At 69.1% G+C, this 14,643-nt stretch carries 15 protein-coding genes and 1 riboswitch; of the genes, 7 read left to right on the top strand and 8 right to left on the bottom strand.

What is annotated here, in order from left to right:
- Positions 1-43: 43 nt before the first annotated feature.
- The gene (locus ACIPK3_RS10010) at positions 44-1,252 is read left to right on the top strand and encodes an MFS transporter (protein ID WP_402568014.1); all 1,209 of its coding nucleotides are present in this window, start codon (positions 44-46) and stop codon (positions 1,250-1,252) included.
- A gap of 46 nt (positions 1,253-1,298) precedes the next feature.
- Here ACIPK3_RS10010 and ACIPK3_RS10005 read toward each other — a convergent pair whose 3' ends face one another.
- Positions 1,299-2,165 (bottom strand): GNAT family N-acetyltransferase, encoded by an 867-nt coding sequence (locus ACIPK3_RS10005; protein WP_402568012.1) that lies wholly within the window; start codon positions 2,163-2,165, stop codon positions 1,299-1,301.
- 487 nt (positions 2,166-2,652) lie between these two features.
- On the opposite strand from ACIPK3_RS10005, the gene ACIPK3_RS10000 reads away from it, so the two are divergent.
- Entirely contained in the window at positions 2,653-4,050 is a 1,398-nt protein-coding gene (locus ACIPK3_RS10000; RefSeq protein ID WP_402568010.1) for a globin domain-containing protein, read from the top strand.
- 20 nt (positions 4,051-4,070) lie between these two features.
- Here the strand turns inward: ACIPK3_RS10000 and ACIPK3_RS09995 are convergent, their stop codons facing one another.
- The 5 genes from ACIPK3_RS09995 to ACIPK3_RS09975 all read right to left on the bottom strand — a co-directional run bounded on the left by ACIPK3_RS09995 (position 4,071) and on the right by ACIPK3_RS09975 (position 7,791).
- Positions 4,071-4,553 carry an NUDIX domain-containing protein gene (locus ACIPK3_RS09995; protein WP_402568009.1) on the bottom strand — a complete coding sequence of 161 codons (483 nt, stop codon included), beginning with the start codon at positions 4,551-4,553 and terminating at the stop codon, positions 4,071-4,073.
- 87 nt (positions 4,554-4,640) lie between these two features.
- Positions 4,641-5,540, bottom strand: a complete 900-nt coding sequence (locus tag ACIPK3_RS09990) for a LysR family transcriptional regulator (RefSeq protein WP_402568007.1) — start codon at positions 5,538-5,540, stop codon at positions 4,641-4,643.
- Between the two features lie 227 nt (positions 5,541-5,767).
- Positions 5,768-6,916, bottom strand: coding sequence for a cystathionine gamma-lyase (locus ACIPK3_RS09985; RefSeq protein ID WP_402568005.1), 1,149 nt, complete (start codon positions 6,914-6,916; stop codon positions 5,768-5,770).
- Entirely contained in the window at positions 6,913-7,404 is a 492-nt protein-coding gene (locus tag ACIPK3_RS09980; protein WP_402568003.1) for a low molecular weight protein-tyrosine-phosphatase, read from the bottom strand. Before ACIPK3_RS09980 ends, ACIPK3_RS09985 begins: the two co-directional genes overlap by 4 nt.
- Positions 7,405-7,410: 6 nt before the next feature.
- The gene (locus ACIPK3_RS09975; protein WP_402568001.1) at positions 7,411-7,791 is read right to left on the bottom strand and encodes a phage holin family protein; all 381 of its coding nucleotides are present in this window, start codon (positions 7,789-7,791) and stop codon (positions 7,411-7,413) included.
- Between the two features lie 60 nt (positions 7,792-7,851).
- On the opposite strand from ACIPK3_RS09975, the gene ACIPK3_RS09970 reads away from it, so the two are divergent.
- The 4 genes from ACIPK3_RS09970 to ACIPK3_RS09955 all read left to right on the top strand — a co-directional run bounded on the left by ACIPK3_RS09970 (position 7,852) and on the right by ACIPK3_RS09955 (position 10,111).
- Entirely contained in the window at positions 7,852-8,169 is a 318-nt protein-coding gene (locus ACIPK3_RS09970) for a cupin domain-containing protein (protein WP_402567999.1), read from the top strand.
- 135 nt (positions 8,170-8,304) lie between these two features.
- A complete protein-coding gene (locus tag ACIPK3_RS09965) occupies positions 8,305-8,517 on the top strand; it encodes a DUF5326 family protein (protein WP_402567997.1) in 213 nt (70 codons plus the stop codon).
- 196 nt (positions 8,518-8,713) lie between these two features.
- Positions 8,714-9,574, top strand: a complete 861-nt coding sequence (locus ACIPK3_RS09960; protein WP_402567996.1) for an IclR family transcriptional regulator — start codon at positions 8,714-8,716, stop codon at positions 9,572-9,574.
- Positions 9,575-9,673: 99 nt separating this feature from the next.
- Positions 9,674-10,111 carry an SsgA family sporulation/cell division regulator gene (locus ACIPK3_RS09955; RefSeq protein ID WP_402567994.1) on the top strand — a complete coding sequence of 146 codons (438 nt, stop codon included), beginning with the start codon at positions 9,674-9,676 and terminating at the stop codon, positions 10,109-10,111.
- Between the two features lie 94 nt (positions 10,112-10,205).
- On the opposite strand, the gene ACIPK3_RS09950 is transcribed toward ACIPK3_RS09955, so the two are convergent.
- Entirely contained in the window at positions 10,206-11,594 is a 1,389-nt protein-coding gene (locus tag ACIPK3_RS09950) for a YibE/F family protein (protein WP_402568642.1), read from the bottom strand.
- A gap of 82 nt (positions 11,595-11,676) precedes the next feature.
- Positions 11,677-11,855, top strand: a riboswitch (TPP riboswitch).
- On the opposite strand from ACIPK3_RS09950, the gene thiC reads away from it, so the two are divergent.
- Positions 11,848-13,656 carry a phosphomethylpyrimidine synthase ThiC gene (thiC, locus tag ACIPK3_RS09945; protein ID WP_402567992.1) on the top strand — a complete coding sequence of 603 codons (1,809 nt, stop codon included), beginning with the start codon at positions 11,848-11,850 and terminating at the stop codon, positions 13,654-13,656. It overlaps the preceding riboswitch by 8 nt.
- 72 nt (positions 13,657-13,728) lie before the next feature.
- Here the strand turns inward: thiC and ACIPK3_RS09940 are convergent, their stop codons facing one another.
- The gene (locus ACIPK3_RS09940) at positions 13,729-14,595 is read right to left on the bottom strand and encodes a hypothetical protein (RefSeq protein ID WP_402567990.1); all 867 of its coding nucleotides are present in this window, start codon (positions 14,593-14,595) and stop codon (positions 13,729-13,731) included.
- Between the last annotated feature and the right edge of the window lie 48 nt (positions 14,596-14,643).

The following is a 14,643-nucleotide window of genomic DNA, read 5'->3' as shown; positions in this document are numbered from 1 at the left end:
CGTAGGCAAAGCGCCCCTGCAACCATTTGGAAGGTCTACCCCCATGCCTCTCGCGCTTGTGGCCCTCGCGATCGGGGCCTTCGGAATCGGAACCACGGAATTCGTGATCATGGGCTTGCTGCCCGAGGTCGCGAGCGACTTCGGGGTCTCCATCCCCACCGCGGGCCTGCTCGTCACCGGATACGCGCTCGGCGTGGTGACGGGCGCTCCACTGATGACCGTGCTCGGCACCAAGATCTCCCGCAAGCGGATGCTGATGCTGCTGATGGGCCTGTTCATCGCGGGAAACCTGCTGTCCGCCCTCGCTCCCACCTTCGCGGTCATGCTGGCCGGCCGGGTGGTCGCATCCCTCGCCCATGGCGCCTTCTTCGGCATCGGCTCGGTCGTTGCGGCCGAACTGGTTGCCCCGGACAAGAAGGCCGGAGCCATCGCGATGATGTTCACCGGACTGACCGTCGCCAACGTCGTCGGTGTGCCGCTCGGCACGCTCGTCGGACAGGCCGTCGGCTGGCGGGTGACATTCGCGATCGTCGCCGCGCTCGGTGTTCTCGGCCTGGCGGGAATAGCCCGGCTCGTCCCCGAACTGCCGAGGCCGGAAGGCGTACATCTCCGCCACGAGCTGGCCGCCTTCAAGAACGCCCAGGTGCTGCTCGCCATGGCGATGACCGTCCTCGGCTTCGGCGGCGTCTTCGCGGCCATCACCTACATCGCGCCGATGATGACCCGCGTCGCGGGCTTCGCCGACGGTTCCGTGACCTGGCTGCTGGTGCTGTTCGGCCTCGGCATGGTCGGCGGCAACCTCGTCGGCGGCAGGTTCGCCGACCGCGCCCTGATGCCGATGCTGTACGTCTCCCTCGGATCCCTGTCCGTCGTGCTCGCGCTCTTCACGTTCACCGCGCACAACAAGATCGCGGCAGCCGTGACCATCGCCCTCATCGGCGCCCTCGGGTTCGCGACGGTACCGCCGCTGCAGAAGCGCGTCCTCGACCAGGCGCACGGCGCACCCACCCTGGCCTCCGCGGTGAACATCGGAGCGTTCAACCTCGGCAACGCCCTCGCCGCCTGGCTCGGCGGCATAGTGATCGCGGTCGGCCTCGGCTACACCGCACCCAACTGGGTCGGCGCCGCCCTCGCCGCGTCCGCTCTGCTCCTGGCCGTTCTCTCGTCCGCGCTGGAACGTCGTACCGGTGGTCCGGCCACCGAGGCTGCGGGCGCCGTGCCCATGGCCCGGCGGACGGCCGTCCACCACTGATTCCGCCCGGGGGCCGTTACGACCTCACCGCGTCGGCGAGCGCACCTCAGGCCGCCGCAACCGTCACCGGCGCGAACCGCCGCTTCCAGTCGCCCGGCAGCTCGCCGATGCCATAGGTCATGACCGCGTTGAAGGCCACGGACTTCAGCCCCCGCGCCTTGAACCAGGCGAGGAGCTCCTCATGCCGTACGTCGACGTCGATACGGAGCGGACGCTCGGTGCGTGCGGCGAGCGAGGTGACGAGAGCCTGTGCGGTCTGCGTGTCGCGGGCGATCAGCGGACCCACGACATGGGTGTCCATGTTGGGCCAGGCGGCCGCGTAGCCGATGATCCGGCCGTCCTCCTCGGCGACGCGCAGCTGGTCGGCGAAGGCGGGCAACCGCGTGACGATGTGCGTGCGATCGATACCGAAGACCTCCTCGTCGAGCCGGAGGATCGAGGGGAGGTCCTCGGCGGTCGCCGCTCGGGTCGGGACCCGGGGTTCCGGCCCGGCGGGAGTGAAGGGCCCCATCAGCATCTCCGCGCGGCCGGCGACCTTGAAGCCGATCTCCTCGTACAGCGGCCGCCCGTACGGTGTCGCATGGAGTGTGAGCGGCGTGGTGCCCACCATGGAGACGATGTGCCGCATCAGCCGGCGTCCGACTCCCTGCCGGGCGTACCGTTCGGCGACCAGGACCATGCCGATGGCCCCGAGCTCCGGCTGCTCCCGGGAGCCGTACTCCGTCACCGCGCATACGGCAACGAGGCCGCCGTCGGGGGCGTCGATGCCGTAGCCCTTCCCGGCGGTGAGGAGGAAGCCCCACTTGTGTTCCTCGCGTTGCCACCCCCGGTCCTCTGACAAGTCGGCGCAGGCGGTGAGATCGCGATGCGTCAGTCGACGGATGGGCAGAGCGCTGAGGATAGGAGTTGGCACGCAGGTCAGGCTGTCCGACGAGCGCCCCTGACGTCCACCCGTTTCGGCTGGGGCACACATGCTTTTGGCCATGTCGTGGCCATCCGAACGAGGCGTGGCCACAGCGGCACGATGTTTCACGTGAAACGCCACGATCCGAGGTTCTCGGCTTTTCCGACACGGCCAATTCCTCACAGCAAGGCGGGACTTGTGCGCATGGCGATGGCCGGTAGGGTCGACCCCGGTTCACGTCCGGGATGCGATACAGACGTCCCGCGCGTGCCGCGAGCAAGGGCAATGCAGCCTAACGGACGGAGAGATCGAAGAGCCGCTTTTCCGGGTATGTGACCAGGGCATCCGTTCAGAGTGAGATGCTGCGGATTGATTTGGGTCTTGTGGGCCCTTTGCCGGAACCGGAAAGGCGAGCCGTCCGCGGGGGAAAGCAGGCACTTCCCCAACCAGGAAGTGCGCAGACCGACCGAGAGATGTTCGAGGCGAGGCATACACCATGGACGCTCCGACCACCGAGTCGGCGGACAACGGCACGGCCGGCGGGGGAGGCTGGTTCACGCCGCGAAAGACGCCGGCGGACACGCCGTTGACCGATGACCGCCGGATACCCGGCGGTGGAGACTTCCCCGCCGACATGAGCGGGACCGCGGCGGCTCGGGAGCGAATACCGCCCCCCGAGCCGTCCGCAGCCACCACCGCCGGCGCACCAAGGGATTCCGCTGCTCCTCCCCTGGGCCCGCTCATGCCGGAGCAGCGCGGGGCCGTCACGACCGACGAGGCCTCCTCCGACGCCGCTCGCGTTCGCCGCACCATGGCCGAGATCGCCCCGGTGGCCGACAAGGTCACCTCGTACTTCTACGCCCTCCTCTTCGTCCGTCACCCCGATCTGCGGTCCCTTTTCCCGGCCGCGATGGACACCCAGCGGGACCGGCTTCTCAGGGCGCTGCTCACCGCCGCCGAGCACATCGACAACACGCCCGTCCTTGTCGATTACCTGCGGAACCTTGGCCGCGGACACCGCAAGTACGGCACGCGGCCCGAGCACTACCCGGCCGTCGGCGAGTGCCTCATCGGCGCGCTGAGCAAGTACGCCTCGGCCTCCTGGGACGCGGAGACGGAGGAGGCCTGGGTCCGGACGTACACGACCATCTCGCAGGTCATGATCGACGCGGCGGCCGTGGACGAACTGCGTGCTCCCGCCTGGTGGTACGCCGAAGTCGTCCACCATGACCTGAGGACGCCGGACGTCGCCGTGGTCACCGTCCGCCCCGACCAGCACTACCCCTTTCTCGCCGGGCAGTACACGAGTGTGGAGACCCCCTGGTGGCCGCGCGTCTGGCGGCACTACTCCTTCGCCTCCGCGCCCCGGGCCGACGGGCTGCTGACGTTCCATGTGAAGGCCGTGCCCGCGGGCTGGGTCTCGAACGCGCTCGTGCATCGGGCGAGCCCCGGTGACATCATCCGGCTCGGGCCGCCCGCCGGTTCGATGACGGTAGACCACACCACCGACAGCGGGCTGTTGTGTCTGGGTGGCGGCACCGGTATCGCCCCCATCAAGGCGCTGGTCGAGGATGTCGCCGAGCGCGGCGCGCGACGTCCGGTGAAGGTGTTCTACGGCGCTCGCACCGATCACGACCTCTACGACATCGACACCCTGCTCCTGCTTCAGCACACGCACTCGTGGCTCTCCGTCCGGGCTGTTGTCGACCGTCAGAAGCGCCTTCAGCTGCCGGATGCCGTCCGTGGTCACGGTCCCTGGACCGAATACGACGCCTATGTGTCGGGGCCGCCCGGCATGATCCGCAGTGGAGTCGGCGTACTGCGGGACGTCGGTATTCCGTCGGAGCGCATCCGGCACGACTCGGTCGAGGAACTCGTCTTGACCGGGAGCTGATCCGTCGGCCCAGCCGGTCCTCAGCCGAGGTCGGGGGCGTGCATGGCGCGCACGCCCTCGATGTTGCCGTCCAGGTAGTGGCGCAGCGACAGCGGGACGAGATGAACGGATGCGATGCCCACTCGGGTGAAGGGCACACGCACGATCTCGTACTCGCCGGCGGGCTCCTCCACCTCGGGGCCGTGACGGAGGGCCGGATCCATGGACTCCAGCCGGCAGACGAAGAAGTGCTGCACCTTCACGCCGGTCGCGCCGCCGTCCTCGCCGATGTGCTCCACGGTGTCCACGAAGCAGGGCACCACATCGGTGATCTTGGCGCCGAGTTCCTCGTGCACCTCGCGGTGCAGGGCGTCGACGACGGTCGTGTCCTCCTGCTCGACCCCGCCACCGGGAGTGACCCAGTAGGGATCGATGCCGGGTTTGGTGCGCTTGATCAGGATCAGGTCATCTCCGTCCAGGAGGACGGCACGGGCGGTGCGCTTGACCACGGGTCGGACGGTCATGGATGAAATGTGGCCCGGCTGGTTCCACGTGAAACATCGCAAAGCGGTACCGTCCGACCGCGCTGGGTGATCAGTGTGGAAAGTCGCTCAGGACCAGTCCGCGGCCGCCCGCTGGAGCCACTCATGCGCCCGCGCGACATGAGGCAGGGCGAGCGTGCCGGTGCGCACCACCAGGAAGTACGTACGCAGAGGTGGCACGGCGGGATCGTGCAGGGCGACAACCTCGCCCTGGCCGAGGGCGGAGGCGCACAGATAGCGGGGCAGCACCGCGAGGCCGGCGCCCGAGATCGCGCACGCGAGGACGGCGCGCAGATCGGGCACGATGATGGTGCCCGAGGCGGACGGACGGGAGTCGAAGACGGAAGCCCAGTAGCGGGAGACGAAGGGGAGCGACTCGTGGACCTCGACCACGGGCAGGTTCTTGAGGGCGGCCGCGCCCTTGCGCCGCAGCGTCCCCGGGCCGATCCGCTCGGCCCACTGCGGGGCGGCGACGAGCACATGCTCCTCGTCGCACAGCGCGGTCGCGGTAAGCAGCGCGCCACGCGGCCGGGCCGTGCTGATGGCCAGGTCGTGATGCCCTGCGGCCAGCCCCTCCAGGACCTCCTCCGCGTTTCCGAACGAGGCGCGTAGCGCCTGGCCGTCGTCTCCGGTGAGTTCCGTCAGCACGGGCAGCGCGCGTTCGGCGGTGAACTCGGGCGGCCCGGCCAGATGCAGCGTACGCAGCGAGGACTCGTGGTCGAGTCCGGTCTCGGTGATCTCCACGAGGGCGTCGAGGTGGGGCGCGGCCTTGTGGGCGAGTTCGTCGCCGATGGTCGTGGGAGTGACGCCCCTGGCCTGTCGCAGGAACAGCGGGCGCCCCAGCTGCCTCTCCAGGGTGCGGATCTGTGAGGTGACGGCAGGCTGCGAGAGGCCCAGCAACGCGGCGGCACGAGTGAAGGAGCCGGCCCGGTGCACGGTCACGAAGGTCCGCAGCAAGGCCAGATCCATGGCAACGCCCTCCCTGTTTCTCTGCCATCTCCGACCTCGGGCAGGGACCAACTATAAATAAGTCGATAGGGTCCTGTCGCTACAGTGATTGGACTCTGACACAGAGTCAACTAGCCTTGTTTGCGCGGTTCTTCGCGTGGGGGACCGTGACGGTCCGAGCCACGAGGGGGGAGGCTCGGACCGTCCGCTGTGCGTAGTCGGCCTCCGCCCTCATACGTGAGTTCCGGTCAGTCCGCCGACTCGTCGAGTGCCCGGAGCACATCGGCCACCAGATCCCCGGGATCCTCGGCACCGACCGACAGCCGGACGAAGCCCTCCGGCACCTGGTCCCCACCCCAGCGCCGACGCCGCTCGGCCGTGGAGCGCACCCCGCCGAAACTCGTCGCGTCGTCCACGAGCCTCAGCGCGCCGAGAAAACGCTCGGCACGCGCGCGCGTGGGCAGCGTGAAGGAGACCACGCATCCGTAGCGGCGCATCTGCCGTGAGGCGGTCGTGTGCGCCGGGTCGTCCGGCAGGCCGGGATAGCGCAGCCCGGACACCTCGGGCCGCTCGCTCAGGCCCCGAGCGACGGCGAGGGCGGTGGTGTTCTGACGGTCCACGCGCAGCTGGAGCGTGGCGATGGAGCGGTGCGCCAGCCAAGCTTCCATGGGACCGGCGATCGCCCCGACGATCTTGCGCCAGCGCCGCACGGCGGCCATGGTTTCGGCGTCGCGGCCGGCGACGTAGCCGAGGAGGATGTCTCCGTGACCGGTCAGCTGCTTGGTGCCGCTGGCCACGGAGAAGTCGGCGCCCAGTTCCAGCGGCCGCTGACCCAGCGGTGTCGCGAGGGTGTTGTCGACGGCGACCAGGGCACCGCGCGCGTGCGCGGCCTCGACGAGCCGCCGGATGTCGCAGACGTCGAGTCCGGGGTTGGACGGCGACTCGATCCACAGCAGCCTCGCACCGTCGAGGACCTCCAGCTGGGCGTCGCCCGCGGTCGGCGCGGTGCGCACCTCGATGCCGTAGGCCTCCAGCTGGGCGCCGACCATGGGCAGCACCTGATAACCGTCGCCCGGCAGCACCACGGCGTCCCCGGCGCGCAGCTGGGAGAAGAGCACCGACGAGATGGCGGCCATGCCGGAGGCGAACACGAGCGTCTCGACACCGTCGTGGCCGGGCGCCTCCAGCTCGCCGATCGCCCGCTCCAGCAGGGTCCAGGTCGGGTTGTCGTCACGGCCGTAGGCGTAGGGGCCCGTTACTTCGCCCGGCAGATGGAAGTGCGCGGCGAACACCGGGCCGGGCAGGGTCGGCTCGTGTCTGACCGGCTCGGGCAGACCGGCCCGCACCGCGCGCGTGCCCTCGCCCGTGGGGCCGTCATGACCGGCGGAATCAGTCATGCGGCCCGTCCCTCCACCTGCTCGCGCACCTCGGCCAGCAGGCCGAGGCTTGCCGCCTCCACCATCTCAAGGCACTTCACAAAGCCCTCCGGACCGCCGTAGTACGGGTCCGGTACGTCGAGGCCGTCATCGGCGGCGGGACCGTAGGAGCGCAGAAGCCGCACCTTGTGAGCATCCTCAGGTGTGGGCGCGAGGCGGCGCAGGGTCCTGAGGTGACCGGCGTCGAGGGCGATCACGAGGTCGAGGCGCTGGAACCAGGACGCCCGGAACTGCCGGGCGGTGTGGTCGCCGCCGTAGCCGTTCTCCGCGAGGACGGACACGGTGCGCGGGTCCGCGCCGTCGCCCTCGTGCCAGCCGTCGGTCCCGGCACTGTCGACCTCGACAAGGCCCTCCAGGCCGGCCTCGGCGACACGGGCGCGGAAGACGGACTCGGCCATCGGGGAGCGGCAGATGTTGCCCGTGCAGACGAAGCAGACGCGGTACGCCATCGAGGGTCAGTCCTTGCCGTCGGGCAGGAGGACGTTCAGGGCCCAGGAGACGACCGAGATGATCAGGCCGCCGACGACCGCGGTCCAGAAGCCGTCCACATGGAAGCTCAGGTCGAGCTTGTCGCACAGCCACGAGGTCAGCAGCAGCATGAGCGCGTTGACCACCAGGGTGATCAGGCCGAGCGTCAGGATGAACAGCGGGAAGGTCAGCACCTTCAGGATCGGTTTGACCACGGAGTTGACCAGGCCGAAGACTAGGGCGACCAGTATCAGCGTGCCGACCTTCTTGGCCGTGTTGTCGCCGGTCAGGGTGATCTTGTCGAGCAGCCATACAGCGACTGCCAGGGCGCCGGCGTTGGCGATCGTCTTGACTACGAAATTCCTCATGTGTCTGATCGTGGCAGACGAGACCGGATATGAGCAGGGTGGCAGGAGTGATCAGCGTCGATGAAGGCATTCAGGCTGGACGAGCTGGAGGCGGAGCGCGCCGCCAATGACGGGGCCTACCTTCAGTTCCTGCGGGAACGGAACATGTCGGTCGGCCTCTACGCCCTGGACGCGGGCGAGCACGACCCGCAGCGCCCGCACGACCAGGACGAGGTCTACCTGGTCGTCAGCGGCCGGGCGGCGATCACCGTCGGACTGGAGACCACTCAGGTAGCGCGCGGCAGCGTGGTGTACGTGCCCGCCGGCGTCGCGCACAAGTTCCACCACATCAGCGAGGACCTCAGGGTGCTGGTGGTCTTCTCTCCACCCGAGGCCTGACCCGCGACTCAGGGTTCCCTAGGGGAAGGGTCAGGGGAGGACAAGGGGCACCGGGCCTCCGCGGGGCCCGCACGCGGCTCTAGCATCGAGCGCAGAACACCGAGAGAGCACACAAGACCGCAAAGGACGAAGGCAATGCGAGAGATCTTCACGGGACTGCCGTGGTGGGTGAAGTGGATCGCGGTGCCGGTCATCGCCCTGGTCGTGTTCGGCGGGCTGATCGCCGCCCTGCTCCACTTCGTGGTCGTCCTGCTCTTCAAGGTACTGGTCTTCGTGGCCCTGGTCGGCGGACTGATCTACATCGTGCGGAAGTTCGTGGCGAGTTCCTCGTCGCGCGGCGGCTGGTGAGCGCAGAGGGGGCCGGTGGCGGTAACAGGAATCACCGGTTCCCTCGGGCGAGGGAAGTTTTCCGGGCAAGTCGTCCGACACCGGTGGCAGGCGGTTAAAGTCCGGAAATCGACGCGGGGTCCAGCCCCGCGGGCGGCCTGCACCCCACCCGTGTTCCCGCGCACGGGCTGCCCCCTCGCGCTTCGGGAGTACACCCTTGGCCACGGCTGACACCGCATCCGCGGTACCGCTCGCACTTCCCGTGCGGCCGCGCTCTTCCCGGTCGCCCGGCCGGCGGCCACCGACCGCGGCGGTTCCCGAGCAGCCGCACCCGGCCACTCTCATCGGCTCCGTCCAGCGCGCGATGCGCCTGCTGGAATCGGTCGCCGGACATCAGTACGGCGCCCCCGCCAAGCAACTGGCCCGTGAGACCGGCCTCGCGCTCCCGACGGCTTACCACCTGCTGCGCACCCTTGTGCACGAGGGCTATCTGCGCCGTGACAAGGGACTGTTCTTCCTCGGTGAGGCGGCCGAACGGCTGGGCAGCAGCGGGGCGCAGGAGAAACGTCGCAGCACGGTCGCCGGCGTACTCGCGCACTGGCGCGACGCCCTCGGTGCGCCGGTGTACTACGCGATGTACCGGGACGGCGAGATCGAGGTCATGTGCGTCTCCGACAGCCCGGGCAACCCGGCGGTCGAGGAGTGGGCCGGCTTCCGTGAGACCGGGCACGCGCATGCGGTCGGGCAGTGCCTGCTGTCCCAGATGGACGAGACCGCCCGCCGCGACCACCTCGCGCGCCATCAGGTGTGCTCCCTCACCCCGTACACGGTGCGTGACAGCCAGAGCCTGCTGCGGCGCCTGGACCGGGTGCGCCGGATGACACCGGTGACCGAGCACCAGGAGTACGCGCTGGGGACGGTGTGCGCCGCGATCCCGATCACGGTCGGCGCCACCGCGGCCACGATGGCCATCTCACTGCCCGCCCACCAGGCCGACCGGCTGCTGCCCGCGGCCCGTCGGCTGCAGAGCGAGGTCGGGCGGAACCTCGGGACGCTCGCGCTCTCTATCAGTATCTGAAAACTCACTCCTTGTGATCTCGCGTGCACTTTCTGCAAGATTTGACCAGTGTCACAGGGATCAAACACGGCCAGTCGGTGTCATTAGACGGGGTAGGCGATGCGCGAGTCCGTACAAGCAGAGGTCATGATGAGCTTCCTCGTGTCCGAGGAGCTCTCTTTCCGTATTCCGGTGGAGCTGCGTTACGAGACCTGTGATCCCTATGCCGTGCGGCTCACCTTCCATCTGCCCGGGGACGCTCCGGTGACCTGGGCCTTCGGACGTGAGCTGCTGATCGACGGGGTGGGACGGCCGTGCGGCGACGGCGATGTGCACATCGCGCCCACCGACTCGGACGTGCTGGGCGAGGTCCTGATCCGGCTTCAGGTCGGCGGGGACCAGGCGGTGTTCCGCTCCTCGGCGCCGCCGCTGGTGGCCTTCCTGGACCGCACGGACAAACTGGTCCCGCTCGGTCAGGAGGGAGCGCTCGCCGACTTCGACGCCCATCTCGACGAGGCCCTGGACCGCATCCTGGCCGAGGAACAGAGCGCCGGCTGAACGTCATGGGGATGAGCGCACGGCGCTCGGTGGCGCTGTGTGGACCGGTGCAGTAACGCTTCTCCTGATCCGGCGGCAATGCGCCGCCCGGGCGTCACTTCTTGCGGCGTCGGCCCCGTCCACCGCGCGTCGTGGCCGGCCGGCCGTCCGCGGTCCTGCCCGTCTCCTGTCCTGGTCCCGGCCGGTCTGCCGAGACCACCAGAGCGGCCAGGGCCGTGGTGACCGGTACCGAGGCGACCAGGCCGATCGAACCGACCAGGGTGCGCACGATCTCCTCCGCCACCAGTTCGCTGTTCGCCACGGTCGTCACACTGCTCTGCGCGATCGAGAAGAGCAGCAGCAGAGGCAGCGCCGCCCCGGCGTAGGCGAGGACGAGAGTGTTCACGACCGACGCGATGTGGTCACGGCCGATACGGATGCCCGCCCGGTACAGCCCCCGCCAGCCCATCGACGGGTTGGCCTCGTGCAGTTCCCAGACGGCCGAGGTCTGTGTGACCGTCACGTCGTCCAGGACACCGAGAGAACCGATGATGACGCCGGCCAGCAGGAGTCCGCTCATGTCGATCGACGGATACAGGCCGTGGATCAGGCCGGTGTTGTCGTCCGTGTTGCCGGTCAGTACCGCCCAGTCGATGAACTCCGAACCCAGGAGGCCGATCAGCACGAGCGACACCAGGGTGCCGAGCACCGCGACCGAGGTGCGTGCCGACAGGCCATGGCACATGTAGAGCGCGATCAGCATGATGGCACTCGCCCCGACCACCGCCACGAGCAGGGGATTCGCTCCCTGGAGGATCGCGGGCAGGATGAAGAGGGTCAGCACCAGGAAGCTGACGGCCAGTGCGATCAGCGCCATCACGCCGCGCAGGCGACCCACCGCCACGACGGCGATCGCGAAGATCCCGGCGAGCAGTGCCATCGGGAACTTCCGGTCCACGTCGGTGACCGAGTACTGCAGGTCCTTGGGCGCGGACGGCTCGTACGCGGCCACGACCTTCTCGCCCTGGTGCAGCTGACGTGATTGGTCGGGCTGCACGATCTCGGTGAACGTGCGGCCCTTGTCCTTGCCGGTGTCGATCCGGATCGTCGCCTTCTTGCAGGTGCCGTTCGCCTTCCGGGACGCCGAACCGTTCCCGCCGCTGGAGGTGTCATCGGGCGGGGTCTGTCCCGAGGCGTTCACCGACTCGCAGCTCACCTCGACCACCGCGGTGACGGTGGCCTGCTGGGTCTGCCGGTCGAAGCCGACCCCGGTGCGCTCGTGGGACGGGGCGCCGCCGGGCCAGAGCACCACGAGCCCGACGACGACCGCCGTGGCGAACGGGATCAGGATGGCCGCGATGACCTTCCGCAGGTGCTTGGAGACCGGAGCTGCGGGGCCGTGGCTGTGACCGTGCGAGTGGCCGTGTCCGCCGCCGTGTCGTCCGTCGCCCTCTCCCGAGCCGGTGTGCGGCGGCTCGGGCGGCTCGTACGGGTGGTTCTGCATCGTGGTCACCGGCCGATCATCGCAAGAACGAGAGAGGGGCCCTCTGTTCATCTCGCCCGAATTGACGCTAGCGTAGAAGCACCTTTGCACACGCGGGAGCTCGGAGCACCGGGCTGAGAGGGCGCTGACCTCCGTATTCGCCATGTTTCACGTGGAACACGAGCTGGTTCACACGAATGGCGACAGAGACGGAAGCCGCTGCGTCGACCGCTGAACCTGTTACCGGGTAATGCCGGCGTAGGGAGTAGGTCTCATGACCAAGAAGGACATACGCACGCCTGCCTCAGCGCAGAACGCGAACGGCGCGAACGCGCCGGACGCGGTCGGCGAGGAGACCGGGAAGTCCATCGGCTGGCACAAGGGGTACATCGAGGGCTCACGTCCCGATCTGCGCGTGCCGGTCCGTCAGGTGCATCTCACCAACGGGCAGTCGGTCACGCTGTACGACACCTCAGGCCCGTACACCGACCCGCTAGTGGAGACCGACGTCCGCAGGGGCCTGCCACCGCTGCGGGAGAACTGGATCATCGCCCGCGGCGACACAGAGGAGTACGCGGGCCGTCCCGTCCGTCCCGAGGACGACGGGGTCAGGCACACATCCCCCCGTGGGGGCCTGCGCAACCTCGACGCGGTATTCCCCGGCCGGCCCCGCCAGCCGCGCCGTGGCCGGGACGGCAAGGCGGTCACACAGCTCGCGTATGCGCGCCGGGGCGAGATCACGCCGGAGATGGAGTTCGTGGCCGTCCGGGAGAACGTCTCACCCGAGGTGGTCCGCGAGGAGATCGCGGCGGGCAGGGCTGTACTGCCCGCCAACGTGAACCATCCGGAGATCGAGCCAATGATCATCGGCAAACGGTTCCTGGTGAAGGTCAACGCCAACATCGGCAACTCCGCGGTGACCTCCTCCATCGAGGAGGAGGTCGAGAAGATGACCTGGGCCACCCGCTGGGGCGCCGACACGGTCATGGACCTGTCAACAGGGCGCAACATTCACACCACCCGTGAGTGGGTGCTGCGCAACTCCCCGGTACCCATCGGGACGGTGCCGCTCTACCAGGCGCTGGAGAAGGTGGACGGCAGGGCCGAGGAACTCACCTGGGAGATCTACAAGGACACGGTCATCGAACAGGCCGAGCAGGGCGTGGACTACATGACGGTCCACGCGGGCGTCCGGCTCCCGTACGTCCCGCTGACCGCGAACCGCAAGACCGGCATCGTCTCGCGCGGCGGCTCGATCATGGCGGCCTGGTGTCTCGCGCACCATCAGGAGTCCTTCCTCTACGAGAACTTCGAGGAACTCTGCGAGATCCTCGCCGCCTACGACGTCACGTACTCGCTGGGCGACGGCCTCAGGCCGGGCTCGATCGCGGACGCCAACGACGAGGCGCAGTTCGCGGAATTGCGCACGCTCGGGGAACTCAACCGGATCGCGAAGCGTTTCCATGTACAGACGATGATCGAGGGCCCGGGGCACGTCCCGATGCACAAGATCAAGGAGAACATCGACCTTCAGCAGGAGATCTGCGATGAAGCTCCGTTCTATACGCTCGGCCCGCTGACCACGGACGTCGCGCCGGCGTACGACCACATCACCTCCGGCATCGGTGCCGCGATGATCGCCTGGTGGGGCACGGCGATGCTCTGCTACGTCACGCCCAAGGAGCATCTGGGCCTGCCCAACCGTGACGACGTCAAGACCGGCGTCATCACCTACAAGATCGCCGCCCACGCGGCCGACCTCGCCAAAGGGCACCCCGGCGCGCAGGAGTGGGACGACGCGCTGTCCGACGCGCGCTTCGAGTTCCGGTGGGAGGACCAGTTCAACCTGGCCCTGGATCCGGACACGGCGCGGGAGTTCCACGACGAGACGCTTCCGGCCGAACCGGCCAAGACGGCCCACTTCTGCTCCATGTGCGGGCCGAAGTTCTGTTCGATGAAGATCTCCCAGGACATCCGCCGCGAACACGGCGGCTCCCGGGGGGAGATCGAGGAGGGGATGGCTCAGAAGTCGAAGGAGTTCGCGGCGTCGGGGAACCGCGTGTATCTGCCGATAGCCGACTGAGGTCCGGCCCGCGTCCCGCGGGTCATGGCTCCGGTCGTCCGGCTTGCGCCCGCGGTGGGGCGCAAGCCGGGGTTATTCCGGCTGGTGCTCCGGGCCTCCGAAGTCCGGGCTGGTGTAGTCCGGACTGCTGAAGCTCGGGCGTGATGCCGCGGTGGAGCCGTCGTCGGGGCTGCTGAAGCCCGGCCGGCCGTAGCCGAGGCGCGGCATGCGGCCGGTGGGCTCCGACGGCGGCGAGTGGTGCAGTGCCACCGTGCCGGGGCCGGCGAGCGCGTCCTTCAGGAACGGCAGTATGCCGCGATCCAGCAGGGCCTCCCGCCAGGCCTCCCTGGCCCGTGCGACCTCACCGCTCGCCTCGCGGTGGGTCCCGGCGTCCAGGGAGGGGCTGTTGCGCAGGGCGGTGAGCAGCAGACCGACGGCGGCCACCAGGATCGTGACCACGGTCAGGGCGCCGAACACCCACCCCGCGGTCAGCATGGTCCGGGCGAAGGCGGGCTCGGGGTTCAGCATCCTCAGGATGTAGCCGACGAGCAGGAAGATCGCCGCGGCGGTGCCGGCGAGGACGGGTGCGAGGACCGCTACGACGGCGATGGCGCCGGCGCCGGTGGTCTCGGCGGCCTCGCCGAGGGCGGTGGCGAGTCCCATCGCGCCCGCGTCCGGCTCCCCCGGGCCGGAGTCACGGGAGGACGCGGGGGCGGACGGCGCCGGCTGACGCAGTGCCTCGCGGACCTTCACGTAGTGCTGGTACTCGGTCGCCGCGGCCGCCGTGATGAGCGTCGTGGCGTTGAGCGCCATGGTCCGCAGCTGCTCGGTATTCAGTCGCTGTCCCACAGCGGCCAGTTCGGGACGGTCGGGTGCGGAGCGCAGCGCCGCATCGAGGATCCGCTCGTACTCCTGGCGGTCCTCGCTGTGCAGGTGCTGCGGAACGCTGTTCATGTGCATCCCCCGATGCTCCGTAGGGCTTGGGGCTCGCACGCCGGCGAGCCGTCG

The sequence above is a fragment of the Streptomyces sp. NPDC086787 genome (assembly GCF_044745865.1).
Taxonomy (GTDB): domain Bacteria; phylum Actinomycetota; class Actinomycetes; order Streptomycetales; family Streptomycetaceae; genus Streptomyces.
The sequence above is the reverse complement of the archived record's forward strand: the minus strand, read 5'-3'. Positions and strand labels throughout refer to the sequence as shown.

Bases quoted from the DNA above. Each gene is read 5' to 3' on its own strand.
- ACIPK3_RS09955 (WP_402567994.1), top strand. From the start codon at position 9,674: ATGCGCGAGTCCGTACAAGCAGAGGTCATGATGAGCTTCCTCGTGTCC.
- ACIPK3_RS09990 (WP_402568007.1), bottom strand. From the start codon at position 5,540: ATGGATCTGGCCTTGCTGCGGACCTTCGTGACCGTGCACCGGGCCGGC.
- ACIPK3_RS09975 (WP_402568001.1), bottom strand. From the start codon at position 7,791: ATGAGGAATTTCGTAGTCAAGACGATCGCCAACGCCGGCGCCCTGGCA.
- ACIPK3_RS09950 (WP_402568642.1), bottom strand. From the start codon at position 11,594: ATGCAGAACCACCCGTACGAGCCGCCCGAGCCGCCGCACACCGGCTCG.
- ACIPK3_RS10010 (WP_402568014.1), top strand. From the start codon at position 44: ATGCCTCTCGCGCTTGTGGCCCTCGCGATCGGGGCCTTCGGAATCGGA.
- thiC (WP_402567992.1), top strand. From the start codon at position 11,848: ATGACCAAGAAGGACATACGCACGCCTGCCTCAGCGCAGAACGCGAAC.
- ACIPK3_RS09965 (WP_402567997.1), top strand. From the start codon at position 8,305: ATGCGAGAGATCTTCACGGGACTGCCGTGGTGGGTGAAGTGGATCGCG.
- ACIPK3_RS09995 (WP_402568009.1), bottom strand. From the start codon at position 4,553: ATGACCGTCCGACCCGTGGTCAAGCGCACCGCCCGTGCCGTCCTCCTG.
- ACIPK3_RS09940 (WP_402567990.1), bottom strand. From the start codon at position 14,595: ATGCACATGAACAGCGTTCCGCAGCACCTGCACAGCGAGGACCGCCAG.
- ACIPK3_RS10000 (WP_402568010.1), top strand. From the start codon at position 2,653: ATGGACGCTCCGACCACCGAGTCGGCGGACAACGGCACGGCCGGCGGG.
- ACIPK3_RS09970 (WP_402567999.1), top strand. From the start codon at position 7,852: ATGAAGGCATTCAGGCTGGACGAGCTGGAGGCGGAGCGCGCCGCCAAT.
- ACIPK3_RS09985 (WP_402568005.1), bottom strand. From the start codon at position 6,916: ATGACTGATTCCGCCGGTCATGACGGCCCCACGGGCGAGGGCACGCGC.
- ACIPK3_RS09980 (WP_402568003.1), bottom strand. From the start codon at position 7,404: ATGGCGTACCGCGTCTGCTTCGTCTGCACGGGCAACATCTGCCGCTCC.